We start from the raw sequence: 18,461 nt of genomic DNA, 5'->3' as shown, positions 1-18,461 counted from the left end.
CGCCCGCTCAGGGCTTCTCCCACGGCCATGGGGTGTCCGAGGCGCAATGACGGGCCAAAGGCCAGGGGAGACCCGGCCGCTTGCCGTGAAGTCTCCGCGGGGTGTGAGATTTCGCGGTAGTATGGAGAGACGGCAGAAGACCTGAACCGAAAACGAGATGCCGACCTATCGATGGGGGATGCCATGGCAAACCTGGAGGAGATGCGGGAGTTCCAAAAGCACTGGGCTGCCTATTGCGCGGGCGAGCGAGAACTTACGCTGCTCAAGACGCGTCCACCCATCGACTTGGAGTCGCTCACTGACGCCGACCGGCGCCTCCCCATGACCGGCATGCCGGAGTCTGCCTCGTTTGACCGCCATGCGCTCGTTGATGCGTTGGGTACGGCAGCCGTTCATTTACAAGGCCAAGACGACGACGCCCCTTGGGGCTGGTGGCTTGAGGGCGAGGACTGGTCTGGACTATCCGGTCTGGACGTCCTGCTCAAGAAGCGCGCGGCTTGGATGGCGCGACTGGAAGACCTTGATGCGCAGGCGCAGGCGGCGGTCGATGCAGACGAGTCCCATGCCAAGGCGCTCTCGACGATGGCCTCCTATGCCGCCGCAAACGCCGAGGACCGTGCCAGCATCCAAGAGCTCGAAGAGCGCAGGGCTCATCCGGAGCAGATGTATCTCGAGGCTGCTGCCCGCGAGGGAAAATCCGCAGCACAGGGTGGACATAAGGCCGCCTATGCCATTGTCGGGGTTGCCGGTGCCGCAGGCCTGGCGTTTGTGCCCGTCGCGGTCGAACTTCGCGCGCTGCTTGCCGTCACGTGGCTCGTCGCCGTCGCGCTTGCGTACGCGCGGCCTTGGACGCGCCCCCGCGGGTGGCTGTTCAAGGGACGCCGCATGAAAGACGAGCTCGAGCTCATCGACGGCAAGATATCTGATGCAAAGAGCCGCGTCGAGCTGCGAGAGCGCGAGACGAAGCGCCTCGACGAGGAGGCGGCGTCGCGTGAGGCAGAGCTGCGGGCACCCTTCGAGGAGCCTCGTCAGGAAGCCTGCCGCGCGGTTGAAGAGGCGGAGCGCGCGACCATCGAGCTCGTGTGCCGCGACGTGGCGTCGCGCGACGAGACCTTCGAGGTGGAATCGCTTGAAGGCGTTCCGTTTGAAGACGCGTTTGCACAGCTGAACGCTCGGGAATGGGACCATCTGCGGGCATGGATGTCCGCCTATGTCGACGCGCTGCCCGACATGGTGAAGCGCGCTGAGGACGTGCAGGCGAGCGAGCTCGTATGGCTCGAAGGCCATGCTCCGTTTGGCAAGCGCTATTGGCCCTATACCGATACGATCGTGTCGCTCATGGAGACCATGCGCACCGATAAATCAGAGGCGGCGCTCAAGCGGTTCCTTCGCGAGCAGGCGGAGCGCGAGCAAAGCGAGTAGCGGCCCTGCCGTGACCACGGCAGGGCACGCCCCTTCGACGAGGACCGTTGCGAAGTGAGGTAATTTTACCTGCCACCCTCGACGGATGTGGCCGAGAAGGCCATACTGGAATGACCGCGCTATCTGGCATGGCGCGTCCGGACACGGCGATCGAAAGGGGTTCGCGCATGGCAGACTACAAGACGGATATCGAGATCGCACAGGAAGCGGAGATGCTGCCCATCTCCGAGGTGGCCGCGAAGGTGGGCCTTACCGAGGATCAGCTGGACCACTACGGAAAGTACAAGGCTAAGGTCGATATCCATGCCTTGAAGGATGCCCCGCGCAAGGCGAAGCTCGTGTTGGTCACCGCGATCAACCCCACTCCTGCCGGCGAGGGCAAGACCACGACTTCGGTGGGCCTTGCCGACGCCCTTTCGCGCTTGGGCAAAAAGGCGGTGCTCGCGCTTCGCGAGCCCTCGCTCGGCCCCGTCTTCGGCATCAAGGGCGGCGCCGCAGGCGGCGGCTATGCCCAGGTGGTTCCTATGGAGGACATCAACCTGCACTTTACGGGCGACTTCCATGCGATCGGCGCCGCCAACAACCTGCTCGCGGCCATGCTCGACAATCACATCCAGCAGGGCAACGCCCTCGGCATCGATCCCAAGCAGATCGTATGGAAGCGCGCCGTCGATATGAACGATCGCCAGCTTCGCCACATCGTCGACGGCCTCGGCGGTCGCATGCAGGGCGTCCCGCGTGAAGACGGCTTCGACATCACTGTGGCCTCCGAGGTCATGGCGGCGTTCTGCCTGGCGTCTGACCTCATGGACCTCAAGGCGCGCCTCGGGCGCATGGTCGTCGCCTATACCTATGACGGCAAGCCCGTCACCGCCTCCGACCTCAAGGCCGAGGGCGCCATGGCGGCGTTGCTGAAGGATGCCATCAAGCCCAACCTCGTGCAGACGCTCGAGCACACGCCCGCCTTCGTCCACGGCGGCCCCTTCGCCAACATCGCCCATGGCTGCAACTCCGTACAGGCTACCGAGACGGCTCTCAAGCTCGGCGAGTACGTGGTCACCGAGGCCGGCTTCGGTGCAGACCTGGGAGCCGAGAAGTTTCTCGACATCAAGTGCCGTATGGCAAACCTCGACCCCGATGCCGTCGTGGTGGTCGCCACGGTGCGCGCCCTCAAGTACAACGGCGGCGTCCCCAAGGCCGAGCTCACGACCGAGAACCTCGAGGCGCTCGAGGCCGGCATCCCCAACCTGCTGCGTCACGTGTCGAACATCCGCGACGTCTACGGCCTGCCCGTGGTGGTCGCCATCAATGCGTTCCCCACGGATACCGCCGCAGAGCTCAAGCTCGTTGAGGACAAATGCCGCGAGCTGGGCGTCAACGTTGCCCTGTCCGAGGTCTGGGCCAAGGGCGGCGTCGGCGGCGAGGCCCTTGCTCAGGAGGTCATGCGCCTGTGCGAGGAGCCGCACGAGTTCCACTTCTCCTATGAGTCCGGCGCCGACATCGAGGACGCGCTCGATGCCATCGCGACCAAGATCTATCACGCAGACGGCGTCGACTACACGCCTGGCGCGAAGAAGCAGCTGCGCCAGCTGCGTGAGAACGGTTTTGGCAACATGCCCGTCTGCGTCGCGAAGACCCAGTACTCCTTCACCGACGACCAGCATAGGCTGGGCGCACCGGAGAACTTCCGCATCACGGTCCGCAACCTGAAGGTCTCTGCCGGCGCGGGCTTCGTGGTGGCGCTCACCGGCGACATCATGACCATGCCCGGCCTGCCCAAGGTGCCTGCGGCCGAGAAGATCGACGTGCTCGAAGACGGCACCATCGTGGGCCTCTTCTAACGGCTTCGACCACCGTTTGCCCGGCTCATTCGTTTGACGAGTGCGTCCGGCGGCGTCATGCGCTTGTCGCGACGCCTTCGGATGGCGCCTCGCCAGACGATTGGGCCGGGCCTGTGTCTGTAGGCTCTCGTCAAGCGCTCTTTAGAAAAAGGGGGATGCATGGTAGATGGGCTGACATCGCTCAGCTGTGATGAGTTTGCTCGCGAGCTGGCGGCCAAGGTGCCGGCTCCGGGTGGAGGCGGTGCCGCCGCGATGGCGGGCGCCCTCGCCGTTGCCCTCTGCTCCATGGCGGGCAACTTCACCGTTGGCAAACCTCGCTACGCAGATGTGGAGGACCAGCTGCGCGACGTGCTCTCCGAGGCGGAGGGCGTGCGTGTTGAGCTGCTTGGTCTTGTGGAGGCCGACGCCCTGGCATTTGAGCCGCTCGCCGCGGCTTATAGGATTCCGCGCGAGGATCCCGCCCGCACCGAGCGCATCGAAGAGGCCATGCGCGGCGCCTGCGACGTCCCTATTCGCATCATGCGTTCATGTGCGCATGCCATCGAGCTGCTTGAGCGCATGGGCGGCATGGCGAGCACCCTCATGCGCTCCGACGTCGGCTGTGGGGCGGCGCTCGCCGCCGGGGCGCTGCGTGCCGCGCACGTGACGGTGCTCGTCAACACGTCGGGGCTCCCCGACGACCCTGTCGCCCGCTCGCTCGAAGCCGAGGCAGACAGGTATCTCGTGACCCTTGCCCCGCGAGCCGACGCCTTGGTCTGCGCCATGGCGACGGCGATTCGAAAGGGGGCGTGACCATGGCCGAGCTGTTGCGCGGAGGTCCCGTCGCGACCGAGATTACCGAGGAGCTGCAGGCTCGCGTCGCCCGCCTTGCGCTCGACGGCGTGGCGCCCGGGCTTGCCATGGTGCGGGTGGGGGAGAGGCCGGACGACCTCTCCTATGAGCGCGCCGCCATGAAGCGGGCGGAAAAGGTTGGCGTGGAGGTCCGCCGCTTCGTCCTGCCCGATTCGTGCTCTCAAGACGATCTGCGCTCCGTCATCCAAGAGGTGAACGACGACTCGTCTTTGCATGGATGCCTGCTGTTTCGCCCGTTGCCTGCGGCCCTCGACGAGACGGCGGCCTGCGCCGCGCTCGACCCGGCGAAGGATGTCGACGGCATAACGCCGGGGTCGCTCTACGGCGTCTTTGCCGGGCAGCCGGTCGGTTTCCCGCCATGTACCGCTCAAGGTGTGGTCGAGCTTCTCGTGCGGTCGGGCGTCGAGCTTGCGGGGGCGCGCGTCACCGTCGTCGGCCGGTCGCTGGTAATCGGCCGTCCGGTCGCGATGATGCTCCAGGCGCACGATGCCACCGTGACCATGTGCCATACCCGTACGCGCGACCTAGCCGCGGAATGCCGCCGTGCCGATGTGCTCGTCGTCGCGGCCGGCCATGCCGCCACCGTGGGCGCCGATGCCGTGTCCGGCAGGCAGACGGTCGTTGACGTGGGCATCAACTGGGACGATGAGGCTGGCAAGCTCGTAGGCGATGTCGACTTCGATGCGGTCGTGGACCGGGTGGCGCGCATCACGCCGGTTCCGGGCGGCGTGGGGGCGGTGACCACGGCGGTCCTCATGAGCCATGTCGTCGAGGCGGCCGAACGGGCTGCGGGGCACCATGCGGCAGGTTGATGCGACGGGTTTTTGATGGGACATGTCTTGGGCGGCGCGCCGTGCGGCCTGTCCGCGAGCGTCGCGCAGGCACCGCCCCGATCGTCGAGGTGAACATCGGTCGCCTCGCTCTGAAAGAGCGTTGATGGCGAGGCGTCTATGAAGAGGAGTATAGGAGACACCATGGCTGTAGATAAACCGCGTGCCGAAGCGGCAATCAGGGAGTTCCTGCTTGCGGTGGGCGAAGACCCCGATCGACCCGGGCTGCTGGAAACCCCCGACCGGGTGGCTCGGGCGGCGGCCGAGCTCTTTGGTGGCTATGACGAGGATCCTGCCGCACACCTGCGCAAGCAGTTCCATGAGTCCGACAACGAAGAGATGGTCGTCGTTCGAGACATCCCCTTCTCCTCGATGTGCGAGCATCACATCCTGCCCTTTACCGGCCGCGCCCACGTGGCGTATATCCCGCGTGCCGGTCGGATCACGGGCCTCTCGAAGATTGCCCGCATGGTGAACGGGTATGCGCGACGCATGCAGCTGCAGGAGCGCCTTACGGCACAGATCGCCGACGCCATGATGGACGAGCTCGAGCCGCTCGGGGCGCTCGTGGTGCTCGAGGCCGAGCATACCTGCATGACCATGCGCGGCATCAAGAGCGCCGGCGCGCTTACGGTGTCCTCCGCGGTGCGCGGCGCGTTCCGCTCCGACATCAAGACGCGTGAGGAGGCCCTGCGTCTGCTGGGTCTGAAGAGCTAGCGGCTTTGCGCGTGCCCGCGCAGGCTCAAGCGCTTGTGCGTGGCCCGTCTCCGGCCAGCTTGCGTTCGCCTCCCGCCCGCCCCCTGTGTCCTTGCGCTAGGTATCACAGCCACCATCTAGAAGGATTCTCATGCTTACAACTCCGTCGCAGCGCCCGCATCGCGGCGCTGCCTATCAGGTGCCGTTTGATATTGCCGAGCTCGCCTTTGACGAGGCGGTCTCACTTGCCGCGGACACCGGTGTCATCTCGGGCGACGCCGGCCCGCTTCTGGAGACCGTCGTCGACATGCTCGACGAGCTCGAGCGTCCCGACGAGCATTTCGACTGCATCCAGGTCGCGGGTACAAACGGCAAGACCTCCACGGCGCGCTTCTGCGCAGCGATCCTTGCCGGAGAGGGCCTGCATGCGGCGCTCTATACCTCGCCGCAGCTCGTGCGCTATCCCGAGCGCATGGAGGTTGACGGGCGGGTCGTCTCAGACGCGGAGTTTGCCCACGGCGTGTCGGCTGCGCTTGAGGCGGGCCGCCGCGTCAACGCGCGCCGGGCGGAGGCAGGGGAGATGTCCTATACCATAACCCCCTTCGACTTGCTGACGGTTGCCGCCTTGGTGATCTTTGCGGAGCGTGCGATTGACGTCGCCGTGCTCGAGGTGGGCCTTGGCGGCCGTTGGGACGCCACGAGCGCAACGGACCCGGTGGCGGTCGCCGTCACGGGAATCGGACTTGACCACATGCGCATCCTGGGAGACACGCTCGCTCAGATCGCGGCCGAGAAGGCCGCGGTCATCAAGCCGGGGCGCGCGGTGGTGCTGGGCGAGGGAACGCATGAGCCGAGCGTCCAACAGGTCATGGAGGACCGGTGCGACGCCTGTTCGGTGACGCCCGTCGTCTCGTCGCACGAGCTGCTCCACGAGCCGGCGTCGCTGGGGGACGAAACGGTATTTCGCTGCTCCACGCCGCGGGCGACCTACGAGGCGCGTCTGCTGAAGCCGGTCTATCAGGCGCAAAACGCCGCGTGCGCCATCTGTTTGTCCGAGGCGTATCTGGAGCGCCCCCTCGACGCCGACCGCCTTGCCCGCAGCCTGCTCTCGTGTCCGACGCCGGGCCGCTTCGATGTGGTGCGCACCGATCCGTTCGCGCTGGTGGACGCCTGCCACAATCCACAGTCCTGCGAGGTCTTCGTCTCCGCCCTCGATGAGCTCGCCCCGCACATCGAGGACCGCCCGACCTTGCTCGTCGCCGCCCTTGCGGATAAAGACGTCGCCGGCATCCTCGACGTGCTCCTCCCGGCGTTTCCGCGCGTCGCGGTGACCCAGACCTCCTCGGATCGCGCCGTGCCGGCGCATGAGCTTGCTCGACAGGTGGCTGCGGCGCTCGATCGGGCGGGGCGTCCGGGCTCGGACCTCGTGGCGGCCTATCCCGCCGTCGCCGATGCGCTCGAGGCGTTGGGCGGACTCGGCCTTCCGCTCGTCGCGGCGGGCACGATCACCCTCGCTGGCGAGGTCGCGGGCATCCTTCGCCCCTAGGAGCATCGGGCCATATGGGGTCTCGGTGCTCGCGGCGCTTTGTCGGGCCACATGTTGCGATGAGAAATATCCCCCGATACCGCGCCGCCCCTCACGCAAAGCCGGTACCATTGACCAGAAGATTATTGTCATGTCGGAGGGACGGACGATGGATGTTTTCGATGCTGCATGGTGGAAGCAGGCCGTGGTGTACCAGGTGTATCCGCGCAGCTTCAAAGATGCAAACGGGGACGGCCTTGGAGATATTCCTGGCATCACGAGCAAGATCGATTACCTCGCCTCGTTGGGGGTCGACGCAATCTGGCTTTCGCCGTTTTATCCCTCGAACCTCGCCGATGGCGGCTATGACGTCATCGACTACCGCAATGTCGACCCGCGTCTGGGAACGCTTGGTGACTTCGACGAGCTCGTAGCGGCCGCCCATGGCGCCGGCATCAAGGTGATCGTCGACATCGTGCCCAACCATACCTCGAATTGCCATGCCATGTTCAAGGCGGCGCTCGCTGCCGGGCCGGGGTCTCCCGAACGTGATCGATACATCTTCCGTCCAGGGCAAGGCGAGCATGGGGAGCTGCCTCCCAATGGCTGGCAGTCCACCTTCGGCGGCCCGGCGTGGGAGCGCGTCGAGGACGGCGAATGGTATCTGCATTTGTTTGCGAAGGAGCAGCCTGACCTGAACTGGAAGAACCCCGACGTCCATGAGGAGTTCAAGCGCACACTCCGCTTTTGGTCTGACCGCGGCGTCGACGGCTTCCGCATAGATGTCGCTCACGCCCTTGCCAAAGATCTGGACAGCAGGCCGCTTGCCGACTACGATGACGATGCCGTCAAGGGGCAGCTGGACGTATCCGGCACCAACCCTCTCTGGGACCGTCCCGAGGTGCATGACATCTATCGGGAGTGGCGCGAGATCTTCAACGAATACGAGCCCCCGCGGTTTGCGGTCGCCGAGGCGTGGGTCCACCCCAACCATCAGTATCTCTACGCCTCGCCCGATGAGCTCGGGCAGGTCTTCAACTTTGAGTTCGCCAAGGCGCTGTGGTCTGCCGCCGATTTCAAACATGCCATTCACGAGGGCCTTGAGTCCGCTCGTCGCTCCGGCTCAACGACAACATGGGTCATGTCGAACCACGACGTGCCGCGCCACGCGACGCGCTACGCGCTTCCGCAGGTGCCGGCGGTCACGCATCATCAGCTGGTCAACGACTGGCTCTTGCGAGACGGGCGCAGCTACTTTGAGGACCGCGGGCTGGGAGCCCGTCGTGCGCGGGCGGCCATTCTGATGGAGCTTGCGCTGCCAGGGTCGGTCTACATCTATCAGGGCGAAGAGCTCGGCCTGTTTGAGGTCGCAGACATACCGTGGGACCGTCTGGAAGATCCCCAGGCGAACAATTCCCACGACGCCGGCAAGATTAAAGGTCGCGACGGATGTCGCGTACCGTTGCCATGGGCTTCCGAAGACCGTCCTGCGCCCGCTCCATGGGATGCTCGGTTTGGTGACGGCGCGACGGGCACGTTCGGCTTCTCTGAGAGCGTCCCTTCGGCAGCCGGCCCTCGCCACGCATCCCCGCACCTCCCGCAGCCCCTCTGGTTCGCTGACTTTTCCGTCGACCGGCAAGAGGCTGACCCCGGCTCTCTGCTTGCCCTCTATCGCAGGGCGATCGCGTTGCGGCGCGAGCTGCTCACCTCTACCGGCGACCTCGAGGTGACGTGGGTCGCGCCCGAGGCATTCGGCGCCGATCCCTCGCAGGTCATAAGTTTCTCACGGCCCTGCGCGAACGGCGTCCTTGCGTGCATCACCAATTTTGGTGAACGCCCCGAACCGTTGCCCGCAGGCAAGGTCGTCCTTTCCTCTGCCGAGCTGGAGGGGGACGAGCTTCCGGGGGATGCCACCGTGTGGATGAGCGTGTAGGGTTGGCGAGCCCCGGCAGGATGCGGGCGCGTGCGGCGACGCGGGCGCCCCGTCGAGCCCAGCTGCCATCGGGCGCGCCTCGATGAGGGGCCCCACGCGCGTCATCCTCATGCGTCCTTCGCGTAACAGGGCGTGACGCTGGGGAGCGACTCGGTATACAATACGAGCGTTCATAGTTCCTATGCGCCCGCGATGGATTGAAAGGTGCTGCAAGTTATGTCTTCCATTCTCCAAGAGATCATGACGCCACAGGTGATGGCTGTCATCTACGCCTTCATCGGGTTTGTCGTGGTGCTCTACGCGCTCTCGGTGATCTATGTGTTCGTCGATGCCAACCGTCGAGGCAGCAAATTCTTCTGGGCATGGGGCCTGCTCTCGCTTGTGCCGTTTGCCGGCTTGATCGCCTACATGGCACTTCGTCCGCATTCCTACCTGGCAGACCGCGAGGAGCAGGAGCTCGACATGGCGCTGCGCGAGCGCCAGCTCGCCCAGTACGGCACCTGCCCCAACTGCGGGACGCCGATCGAGAAGGACTTCGTCGTGTGCCCCGTATGCAATACGCAGGTGCGCAACGTCTGCCCCTCCTGCAAGCGACCGCTCGACGCGCACTGGAAGGTGTGCCCGTACTGCCGCACGCACATCCAATAGCCAGGCAAGGCCCCGTTCGGGGCCTTTCTACATGCATATGCTTTGAACTTCGCCTCTCCCGTGCATGACCAGGGGCGGTTGTGGTAAACCAGTAGAAGTTCCGTCAGGGCATCGGGCTGCCCGATGCCGTACCAGAAAGGCTTGTCGTTCCGTGCTTTGCATGATGAGACAGAGCGTTTTCACTCAGACTATCTAGGCGTCTGTCCTTTCCAGCTGGCCGCGGGCCACGGACAGGCGCCACATGCCGCTCGGGTGCACATCCGGGCGTTTTTCTTGCACGTCGGCGTTCTCTGCCAGCTGGCAGCGAAGAGCGCCTTATCCAGGTTTCTCATTCGACCAGAAAGGTAGCCACCATGAAGGTTCTGTATAACGACGGCCATGTGGACGAGTGCCCGGCCGAGGAGGTCACGCACGTCGTTCGCCACAGCGCCGCGCACATCATGGCGCAGGCGATCAAGCGCCTCTATCCCGAGGCAGATTTCGCCTATGGCCCCGCCACCGACAACGGCTTCTACTACGACATCGACCTTCCCGAGGGCGCCAAGATCTCCGAGGAGGACTTCCCGGCGATCGAGGCCGAGATGAAAAAGATCGTGAAGGAGAACCTCAAGTTCACCGTCTTCGAGCTCCCGCGCGAGGAGGCCGTCGCCCTCATGCAGGAGCGTGGCGAGAAGTACAAGGTCGAGCACATCGGCGACCTTCCCGAGGACGCTCGCATCACCTTCTACCAGCAGGGCGAGTATATCGACATGTGCGTGGGCCCGCACCTCACCTACACCAAGGCGCTCAAGGCGTTCAAGCTCACGGGCGTGTCGGGCGCCTATTGGAAGGGCGACAGCTCCAACAAGATGCTCACCCGCGTGAACGGCACCGCCTTCGCCACGAAGGACGAGCTCGACGAGCACCTGCGTCTGCTCGAGGAGGCCAAGAAGCGCGACCACCGCAAGATCGGCCGCGAGATGGACATCTTCATGATGCGCGACGAGGCCCCCGGCTTCCCGTTCTTCCTTCCCAACGGCATGGTGCTCAAGAACCAGCTGCTCGACTACTGGCGCGAGATCCACCACAAGGCCGGCTATGTCGAGATCTCCACGCCGCTCATCATGAACAAGCAGCTGTGGAAGACCTCCGGCCACTGGGACCATTACAAGGACAACATGTACTCCACGATCATCGACGACGAGGAGTACTGCATCAAGCCGATGAACTGCCCGGGCGGCGTGCTCGTGTACAAGAGCCATCCGCACAGCTATCGCGACCTGCCCATTCGTGCCGGCGAGATCGGCCTCGTCCATCGTCACGAGCTGCGCGGCGCGCTTCACGGCCTCTTCCGCGTGCGCTGCTTCAACCAGGACGACGCCCATCTCTTCGTGCGTCCCGACCAGCTGACCGACGAGATCGTGGGCGTGGTGAACCTTATCGACTCGGTGTACCAGAAGTTCGGCTTCACCTACCACCTCGAGCTCTCTACGCGCCCCGAGGACTCCATGGGTTCCGACGAGGATTGGGAGCGCGCCGAGGCCGGTCTCAAGGAGGCGCTCGAGCGCCTTGGCAAGGACTATGTCATCAACGAGGGGGACGGCGCCTTCTACGGCCCCAAGATCGACTTCCATCTGGAGGATTCGCTCGGTCGCACCTGGCAGTGCGGCACCGTGCAGCTGGATTTCCAGATGCCCCAGAACTTCGATCTCGAGTACGTCGACGCCGACGGTTCCAAGAAGCGCCCGATCATGCTCCATCGCGTGTGCTTCGGCTCCATCGAGCGCTTCATCGGCATCCTGATCGAGCACTTCGAGGGCAAGTTCCCCTGCTGGCTCGCGCCTTGCCAGGTGAAGGTCCTTCCCGTCTCCGAGAAGAGCCGCGACTACGCGCGCGGGGTCACCGAGCGCCTGGAGGCCGCCGGCATCCGCGCGGTGCTCGACGAGCGTGACGAGAAGGTCGGCTATAAGATTCGCGAGGCGCGCAACATCGACCGTCCGCCCTACATGCTCATCATCGGTGAGCAGGAGGTCGAGGCGGGCAACATCTCGGTGCGTGACCGCTCCAACGAGACGCATGCCGAGGAGCTCGATAGCTTCATCGCTCGCGTGCGCGAGGAGATCGACGAGCGCCGCTAAGACGCGGGCTCGGATAGCGTGCCGGGCGTTCTCGATCTTGAATCCGCTCCGGGGCGCCGCCTCGCCTTTTGACAGGCAGTCGAAGCGGGGCGCGACTGCCTCCGACACGGGTGAGCAGAGATGTTCCCGCGAGGCGCCTCGATCGGTGTTCGTAACGGGTTGCAACGCTTTGTTGCAACCCGTTTTTTCTATCATGCAATGTCGACGAATCAGACGCAAAAACTCGTCAAGTGCTGTGCAACAATTCGCCGAGATTTGCATTTGATAGGTATTCGACAAAAATGTGCGTTGAACTCAACGAGTTGTTGAACTACATGGGTCCGCGCCACCACAAGAAACGTCTTGTGATTGCCGTCGAAGTGCGCTCGGCGCCTCGAGGGTTGCTCGTCCCTGTCATCTATGTCCGCTGCGGGGTCTATCATGGTCCCATCACGCACCGGGCGGCGCTTGAAGGCAGGTGGGGACGGTGGTCATGATGCCTCGTCGCGGGGATGGACGCGATATCCAAAGGCCGGGGGCCGTCGTCATCGGCGGAGCTACCGCGTTGGAGTTGTTTCGTCGGAAGGACCTTGTGCCGCTTATCGAGAGCTCGGAGCGTGTTTCGGCGTACACCTTGGCCAGTCGGATCGCGGCTCCGACGCAGCGATGGGCCGCTCAGCTTCTCGAAGTGTTTGGCTGCTCGGCGCCGCTTTGCTGCGTGGTGACGCGTGCTGCGTCGCGTCGGCGCGGCCCCGTGCGCAGCCAGCTGCTCAAGCCTCTGCTCGAGGGCGAGCTGTTGAGGCTCGACCAAGGAGTCTATCTGCTTTCACCCGAATTGCTCTATCTGCAGATGGCTCGAGGGAAGGACGTGGCTCAGCTATGGATGCTCGCCTCGGAGCTCACGGCACGCTATGGTATCGATGCTCGGACGGAGGCCTTGGTGCAGCCGGTCCACGAGGCCCCGTCATTCATGTCGGGCGGGGCCGATAGGAATGGGGCGGAGGGCGCCGCCTGCGAGCCTGCCGTCTTGGACGAACCTGTTCGGGAGAATATGAGCCCGTTGTTCGAGCGGTCGCCGCTTACCACGCCGGAGGCGCTTCGAGCCATGGCGGAGAAAGCCGGGCATGGGAGCAGGTCGCTGGCGAACCGCGTCGCGTCCCTCGTGCTCGGCGGTGCACGTTCTCCCAAAGAGGCGCAGCTCGCTGCGCTTCTTGCCTTGCCGCGTCGGCTCGGAGGGCGGGGCATAGGCGACATGGAGCTCAACCATATCTTTGAGCTTCCTCGGCGGGCGCAGGTTATAGCGGGTCGTCGCAGCGTTGAGGGAGACCTGTACATCTCAAGTATCCGGCGAAGCATAGAATATGATAGCGAGCGGCACCACGCTGATGCCGGGCAGCGTGAGCTTGATATCCGCAAAGCGAACGCGCTGCGTTCCATTGGAGTGGACGTGCGCACCATAACGAAGACGCAGCTCTATACGTGGCAACTGTTCAACGCGCTTGCGGATTCCATTTCAGAGGATGCCGTCGGGCCTCGGTCGGCGTCGGCGTCGCTCGCGACGCGCCAGCACAAGCTTTGGCGTGACTTGCTGTTTCGGGACGAGGGGCGCGCGTGACGCAGCCTGCCGGCGGGCATCTCATCGGCACGGGGACCGTTTGTGCATGTGGTCGGCGTTTCCGCGGAGCGGCGTTTCTTACGCTCCGTCCTTTGGGGGCGACAACCAAAGGTGTTTGCCGTCATTCTTCGATTCGCGCGACGCTGCGTTCGGCGCTTGTCGACACGTCCTACGTCGCGCATCGGGGCATCGAGCTCGACATGAGCGCCTCCGAGCTCTCCGCCAGCGCCTCCATGCGCAACGACTTCTCGGCGTTCAGCTACTATCGCTCGCAGTGCGTCTCGGCGTCGGGCATCACCGAAGATACGCCGGCTGACGCCGTCGAGCTCGATGGCGCCGAGGTCATCGGCTATCTCGGCTGGGGCCTCATCGACATCCCCTCGTCGTCGGGGGATATCGAGAAGCGCTACGGAGCGGTGTACGTCGACTATGACGCGGCGTCCGGCGAGCGCCTGAAGCGGATTCCCAAGAAGAGCTTCACGTGGTTCAAGCGCGCCTATGAAAGCAACGGTGAAGATCTCGGGTAGCCGGCAGCGCATCCCATGCGTGACCATATAGAAAAAGGGCGCGCCCTGCAGTTGCGCAAAGATGAACACGGTATACTGATGAGGTTTAGTGGGGCACCAGGTTGGGAGGTACACATGCATGCGTCTCAGGTCGAGCTTGCGCGACGCTTTGCCGACGTGCAGGGTGCCCGCGCAACCTGGTTCTCGTATGCGCGCAATACGGCGGACCTCCTGGCGAAGGTGGGGCTTGTCGGCCCCCATGATCGTCTCGTGGTGTGCGCCGACGACTTCGAGTCTTCATTCGCCTCGCTTTTTCCAGCCCATGACGTGGTCTTCTTGAGCGATGCCACGCCGCAGGCGTTCTTGCAGGCGAGCATGGACGACCCCGAGGGCGAGGAGGCCCGTCTCATTCCCCAGGGGTCGCCCGCCTCGTATGCGCATCCCGCCGGCATCCATGCGGACCGCCTGTTTTGGTTCGTGGGCTCCATCGGCTGCCTGGGCCTGCGGGTTCCCCATCTGAGGGCGCTCGCCGAGGCAGCCTCTGCAGTTAACGCCATCCTCATCGTGGACAATACCGTGCCCTCGTGTTTCGGATGCAGTCCCATCTCGCTCGGCGCGCACGTCTCGCTCGAGGCACTCGACAGGGTCGCGGCGGGCCGCCTGTCGCGGTCCGTCGTCGCCGTCTCGGTCGCGCGGTCTGTGCAGGGCAGGGGTCGCCGCCGCCTGGTGAGCCCCGATGCCGAGGAGGCCTATCGACTGCTTGCCTTCGGGTTGGGAGACCCTGACGACGTCTCCGGCTGCGGGGCATTGGACGACCAGGCGCTCGATGCGATCTCCCAGGGACTGGATTCGCTGCCCGCTCGCATGCAGCGCCATTTCGACCACGCCCACGCCATTGCCGAGTACCTGTTCTGCCATCCCGCGGTGGGCCATGTGTTCTATCCCGGGCTCAAGAGCCATCCCGACCGCGCGCTGGCGCCGAACGTGCTGCTGCACGGGTTTGGCCCGGCGATCGACTTTTCGCTCCAGGGCACGCATGCCGAGCTCATGCTTGACCGCCATCGTCGCTTTCTCGAGGTCTGTGCGTGCGCGAACCGCCGCTCGTCGGCGGGCGGCGCCCTCACGCGTCTCGGCCTCGCGATCAAGCGCGATCTCAGCTATGTGCGGATCTTCGCCGGCACGGACGACCCCCTTGCCATCGTCGACAGCCTCGACCAGGCGTTGCGCCTGTTTTGCAATCCTCCCGAGCCCTAGGTCCGTACGGCTTGCGGCCGCTCGACGCTTCGTTGACATTTGATCGTCCATGCATCGGGGAGGGTGTAGTGGATCTCTCGTTTAGCTCCGCCGACCTGCTTCAGGCGGTTGTCTTGGGCGTTGCCCTTGCCATGGACGCCATGGCTGTCACGCTTTCCAACTCGCTTTGCGAGCCCGACATGCCGGCAAGCAAGAAGGTCGCCATGCCGGCCATGTTCGCCCTGTTCCAGATGGCCATGCCCATCGCCGGGTTCTTCGGTGGAACCTTGATCGCGCCCGTTATCGAGGCGTACGCGGGCATCGTGTCGCTCGTGATCCTTGCGTTCGTCGGCGGGAAGATGGTCGTCGAGGCCGTGCGCGAGCTTCGCGAACCCGAGAGCTGCCCGACCGAGGGCCTCACGTACGGGACCATTTTCTTTGAGGCGATCGCGACGTCCATCGATGCGTTCGTGGTGGGCGTCTCGCTTGCCGCGAGCGGGGCCAACATCGTGCTGTACGGCGGCGCGATCGGCGTGACCACGCTGCTGTGTTGCTTTCTCGTGCTCGCCGTCGGCCGGCGCCTTGGTTCGCATTTCGGTCCCAAGGCCGAGTTCGCGGGCGGCATCGTGCTCATCATCATCGGCCTCAGGGCGTTCTTGTCCTAGCTTGACGATCATATTGTTCAGGGGCGTGCGAAATGCGTTCTGTTTTCCTGCTTGAATGGTCCCGAGAGGCCGCTGTGCCACGCAGGGGCCTTTCGGCGCCCCTTATGGCTGCGCAGACTTGCCCTGAGCCGAAGCGCAACGGTCCGCGCCCGCCTGCAACGGTCCGCGCCCGCCTGCAACGGGCCGCGCCCATCTGAAGTGGCATCTCCCGTCCGGCCAATCTGGCGCTCGGGGCAGTTCGTTTCGGTTTTATGCAGATAATTCTTGGACCGCTGGGTAGACAGTGCTGTATTTCAAGAAAACCGCAGGTAATTGGCTTTATGAATTCTGGTCTACTTGGCAGTTCAGAAATAATCTGCATAAAACCGAAACGAGGTATTCCGACACCTTTCAGTGACCTATCTATAGGCTCACGTGGACTGGCTTCTTCGCGCCATCCAGGCCCGGCCCCTCGGAGTCGCTATCCAAGCAAGTCGTGAACCCTGCGCGCGAGGAGGTCGTCGACCTCTTGCTGGAGCTTGCGGTATCCGACGAGCACGCGCTCTCCATCGTCGGTGAGCGAGGATCCGCGCGCCCCGTCGCGCAGGATGAGCTTGCAACCGAGGTGCCCTTCGGCTTCGTTTACAAGGCGCCACGCCTTCGAATATGCCATGCCGAGCTGCTTGGCGGCGCGGTTGAGCGAGCCGAGCTGCGCCACGCCTTCGAGCAGCTGAACGCAGCCCAGACCAAAGGCGCCGGGCAGCGAGGCGTCCGTGCTGCGAACCACGACGCGTGCCTTTGCGGTGAGATCCATCCGCGCGCTCCTTTACGCTAAAGAACTTGCTGGGCTTCTTTTCCGGCGTCCGCAAAATCCTCGTGATGATACGACAATCTGCATTGTAGCAGCACAAACGAGCCGTCCCGTGCACTACAATAACCTACCAACAAGCCGCCCTTGCCATGCGGCTTGGTCCACGCAGCCGTGCGGGGCGCTTCGGTGCCGCTGAGCCCGGGGTGCGACCGCACCTAACAGAAGGAGGAATATCCATGGCAATGTTTTTTCCTGGCGAGTCCCACACCTTTTCCGAGTATCTCCTCGTTCCTGGCTATTCGTCTTCTGAGTGCATTCCCGCAAACGTGTCGCTGAAGACGCCGCTCACCCGCTTCAAGCGCGGCGAGGAGCCGGCGATCTCGCTCAACATCCCCATGGTTTCCGCCATCATGCAGTCCGTCTCGGGCGAGGACATGGGCGTCGCGCTGGCAACCGAGGGCGGCATGAGCTTCATCTACGGCTCCCAGACTCCCGAGCAGGAGGCTGCCATGGTGAAGGCCGTCAAGGACCACAAGGCCGGCTTCGTGGTCTCCGATTCCACCCTCACCCCTGACATGACCATGGCCGAGGTCATGGACCTCAAGGAGAGGACCGGCCACTCCACCATGCCCGTCACCGCCGACGGCACGGCGCACGGCAAGCTGCTGGGCATCGTCACGAGCCGCGACTATCGTCCCAGCCGCGATGATCCCAACATGAAGGTCGCTACGTTCATGACGCCGCGCGAGCAGCTCATCGTGGGCGACAAGGACATTACCCTGAAGAAGGCCAACGACGTCATCTGGGACAAGAAGCTCAACGCCCTGCCCGTGGTCGATGATGACGACTGCCTCATGGCCATCGTGTTCCGCAAGGACTACGACAGCCACAAGACCAACCCCAACGAAATGCTCGACACCAACAAGCGCTACATGGTGGGCGCCGGCATCAACACCCGCGACTACGCCACGCGCGTGCCGCTGCTGATCGAGGCCGGCGCCGATGCGCTGTGCATCGACTCCTCCGAGGGCTTCAGCGAGTGGCAGAAGCTCACCATCGAGTGGATCCGTGAGCACTACGGCGATTCCGTCAAGGTGGGCGCCGGCAACGTCGTCGATGCCGAGGGCTTCCGCTTCCTCGCCGACTGCGGGGCCGACTTCATCAAGGTGGGTATCGGCGGCGGCTCGATCTGCATCACCCGCGAGACGAAGGGCATCGGCCGCGGCCAGGCAACCGCGCTCATCGACGTGTGCCGCGCCCGCGACGAGTACTTCGAGGAGACTGGCATCTACGTGCCCGTATGCTCCGACGGCGGCATCGTCTACGACTACCACATGACCCTTGCGCTTGCCATGGGCGCCGACTTCCTCATGCTCGGCCGCTATTTCGCGCGCTTCGACGAGAGCCCCACGGCCCGCGTCAACGTCAACGGCCAGTATATGAAGGAGTACTGGGGCGAGGGCTCCGCGCGCGCCCGCAACTGGCAGCGCTATGACCTAGGCGGTGCGGCGAAGCTGGCCTTTGAGGAGGGCGTCGACTCCTATGTGCCGTATGCCGGCTCGCTCAAGGACGGCGTGAACTCCACGCTCTACAAGATCAAGTCCACCATGTGCAACTGCGGCGCGCTCACCATCAAGGAGCTGCAGCAGAAGGCTCGCCTCACGCTCGTTTCCGCCACCTCGATCGTCGAGGGCGGCGCGCACGACGTCGTGGTGAAAGATCGCAACCACCAGGTGGCAAGCTACCAGTAAGCGCTCGCCTGGCGCTTCTTCGATGGCAGCCTGAGCATGCAAGCATCCAAAGGAGCCG

At 64.3% G+C, this 18,461-nt stretch carries 15 protein-coding genes; 14 read left to right on the top strand and 1 reads right to left on the bottom strand.

Features of this window, described 5'->3' with window-relative positions; all coding sequences use genetic code 11:
* Nucleotides 1-183 precede the first annotated feature (183 nt).
* From H6A15_RS01590 to H6A15_RS01530, 13 genes are all read left to right on the top strand, one after another.
* Nucleotides 184-1,422 (top strand): hypothetical protein, encoded by a 1,239-nt coding sequence (locus H6A15_RS01590; protein WP_204671755.1) that lies wholly within the window; start codon nucleotides 184-186, stop codon nucleotides 1,420-1,422.
* Nucleotides 1,423-1,589: 167 nt separating this feature from the next.
* Nucleotides 1,590-3,263: a formate--tetrahydrofolate ligase gene (locus H6A15_RS01585; RefSeq protein ID WP_204671753.1), complete on the top strand. Its 1,674-nt coding sequence runs from the start codon at nucleotides 1,590-1,592 to the stop codon at nucleotides 3,261-3,263.
* Nucleotides 3,264-3,422: 159 nt separating this feature from the next.
* Nucleotides 3,423-4,055 carry a cyclodeaminase/cyclohydrolase family protein gene (locus H6A15_RS01580; protein WP_204671752.1) on the top strand — a complete coding sequence of 211 codons (633 nt, stop codon included), beginning with the start codon at nucleotides 3,423-3,425 and terminating at the stop codon, nucleotides 4,053-4,055.
* A gap of 2 nt (nucleotides 4,056-4,057) precedes the next feature.
* Nucleotides 4,058-4,927 carry a bifunctional 5,10-methylenetetrahydrofolate dehydrogenase/5,10-methenyltetrahydrofolate cyclohydrolase gene (locus tag H6A15_RS01575; protein WP_204671751.1) on the top strand — a complete coding sequence of 290 codons (870 nt, stop codon included), beginning with the start codon at nucleotides 4,058-4,060 and terminating at the stop codon, nucleotides 4,925-4,927.
* Nucleotides 4,928-5,089: 162 nt separating this feature from the next.
* Entirely contained in the window at nucleotides 5,090-5,662 is a 573-nt protein-coding gene (gene folE / locus H6A15_RS01570; protein ID WP_204671750.1) for a GTP cyclohydrolase I FolE, read from the top strand.
* A 130-nt stretch (nucleotides 5,663-5,792) separates the two neighbouring features.
* Nucleotides 5,793-7,187, top strand: a complete 1,395-nt coding sequence (locus H6A15_RS01565; protein ID WP_204671749.1) for a bifunctional folylpolyglutamate synthase/dihydrofolate synthase — start codon at nucleotides 5,793-5,795, stop codon at nucleotides 7,185-7,187.
* 148 nt (nucleotides 7,188-7,335) lie between these two features.
* Nucleotides 7,336-9,099 carry a glycoside hydrolase family 13 protein gene (locus H6A15_RS01560; protein ID WP_204671748.1) on the top strand — a complete coding sequence of 588 codons (1,764 nt, stop codon included), beginning with the start codon at nucleotides 7,336-7,338 and terminating at the stop codon, nucleotides 9,097-9,099.
* A 216-nt stretch (nucleotides 9,100-9,315) separates the two neighbouring features.
* The gene (locus tag H6A15_RS01555) at nucleotides 9,316-9,747 is read left to right on the top strand and encodes a double zinc ribbon domain-containing protein (RefSeq protein WP_204671747.1); all 432 of its coding nucleotides are present in this window, start codon (nucleotides 9,316-9,318) and stop codon (nucleotides 9,745-9,747) included.
* 353 nt (nucleotides 9,748-10,100) lie between these two features.
* Nucleotides 10,101-11,864: a threonine--tRNA ligase gene (gene thrS, locus H6A15_RS01550; protein ID WP_204671744.1), complete on the top strand. Its 1,764-nt coding sequence runs from the start codon at nucleotides 10,101-10,103 to the stop codon at nucleotides 11,862-11,864.
* Nucleotides 11,865-12,414: 550 nt separating this feature from the next.
* A complete protein-coding gene (locus tag H6A15_RS01545; protein ID WP_204671735.1) occupies nucleotides 12,415-13,458 on the top strand; it encodes a hypothetical protein in 1,044 nt (347 codons plus the stop codon).
* Nucleotides 13,455-13,985, top strand: a complete 531-nt coding sequence (locus tag H6A15_RS10635) for a family 1 glycosylhydrolase (RefSeq protein ID WP_204671733.1) — start codon at nucleotides 13,455-13,457, stop codon at nucleotides 13,983-13,985. Before H6A15_RS01545 ends, H6A15_RS10635 begins: the two co-directional genes overlap by 4 nt.
* A gap of 114 nt (nucleotides 13,986-14,099) precedes the next feature.
* Complete coding sequence (locus H6A15_RS01535) at nucleotides 14,100-15,218, top strand: PLP-dependent transferase (protein ID WP_204671732.1); 1,119 nt, start codon at nucleotides 14,100-14,102, stop codon at nucleotides 15,216-15,218.
* Nucleotides 15,219-15,286: 68 nt separating this feature from the next.
* Nucleotides 15,287-15,862, top strand: a complete 576-nt coding sequence (locus tag H6A15_RS01530; RefSeq protein ID WP_342635782.1) for a manganese efflux pump MntP family protein — start codon at nucleotides 15,287-15,289, stop codon at nucleotides 15,860-15,862.
* A gap of 460 nt (nucleotides 15,863-16,322) precedes the next feature.
* Here the strand turns inward: H6A15_RS01530 and H6A15_RS01525 are convergent, their stop codons facing one another.
* Nucleotides 16,323-16,655, bottom strand: a complete 333-nt coding sequence (locus tag H6A15_RS01525; protein WP_204671726.1) for a winged helix-turn-helix domain-containing protein — start codon at nucleotides 16,653-16,655, stop codon at nucleotides 16,323-16,325.
* A 233-nt stretch (nucleotides 16,656-16,888) separates the two neighbouring features.
* Here H6A15_RS01525 and H6A15_RS01520 point away from each other — a divergent pair, with 233 nt between their 5' ends.
* Nucleotides 16,889-18,403: an IMP dehydrogenase gene (locus tag H6A15_RS01520; RefSeq protein ID WP_204671724.1), complete on the top strand. Its 1,515-nt coding sequence runs from the start codon at nucleotides 16,889-16,891 to the stop codon at nucleotides 18,401-18,403.
* Nucleotides 18,404-18,461: the final 58 nt, after the last annotated feature.

This window comes from Enorma phocaeensis, assembly GCF_016901575.1.
GTDB lineage: Bacteria > Actinomycetota > Coriobacteriia > Coriobacteriales > Coriobacteriaceae > Limicola > Limicola phocaeensis_A.
Note: the sequence above shows the minus strand (reverse complement) of the source record. Positions and strands in the feature narration are given on the sequence as shown.

What these genes read in the sequence shown, in the direction of transcription:
- H6A15_RS01590 (WP_204671755.1), top strand. Translation starts at nt 184, where the DNA reads ATGGCAAACCTGGAGGAGATGCGGGAGTTCCAAAAGCACTGGGCTGCC.
- H6A15_RS01585 (WP_204671753.1), top strand. Translation starts at nt 1,590, where the DNA reads ATGGCAGACTACAAGACGGATATCGAGATCGCACAGGAAGCGGAGATG.
- H6A15_RS01580 (WP_204671752.1), top strand. Translation starts at nt 3,423, where the DNA reads ATGGTAGATGGGCTGACATCGCTCAGCTGTGATGAGTTTGCTCGCGAG.
- H6A15_RS01575 (WP_204671751.1), top strand. Translation starts at nt 4,058, where the DNA reads ATGGCCGAGCTGTTGCGCGGAGGTCCCGTCGCGACCGAGATTACCGAG.
- folE (WP_204671750.1), top strand. Translation starts at nt 5,090, where the DNA reads ATGGCTGTAGATAAACCGCGTGCCGAAGCGGCAATCAGGGAGTTCCTG.
- H6A15_RS01565 (WP_204671749.1), top strand. Translation starts at nt 5,793, where the DNA reads ATGCTTACAACTCCGTCGCAGCGCCCGCATCGCGGCGCTGCCTATCAG.
- H6A15_RS01560 (WP_204671748.1), top strand. Translation starts at nt 7,336, where the DNA reads ATGGATGTTTTCGATGCTGCATGGTGGAAGCAGGCCGTGGTGTACCAG.
- H6A15_RS01555 (WP_204671747.1), top strand. Translation starts at nt 9,316, where the DNA reads ATGTCTTCCATTCTCCAAGAGATCATGACGCCACAGGTGATGGCTGTC.
- thrS (WP_204671744.1), top strand. Translation starts at nt 10,101, where the DNA reads ATGAAGGTTCTGTATAACGACGGCCATGTGGACGAGTGCCCGGCCGAG.
- H6A15_RS01535 (WP_204671732.1), top strand. Translation starts at nt 14,100, where the DNA reads ATGCATGCGTCTCAGGTCGAGCTTGCGCGACGCTTTGCCGACGTGCAG.
- H6A15_RS01525 (WP_204671726.1), bottom strand. Translation starts at nt 16,655, where the DNA reads ATGGATCTCACCGCAAAGGCACGCGTCGTGGTTCGCAGCACGGACGCC.
- H6A15_RS01520 (WP_204671724.1), top strand. Translation starts at nt 16,889, where the DNA reads ATGGCAATGTTTTTTCCTGGCGAGTCCCACACCTTTTCCGAGTATCTC.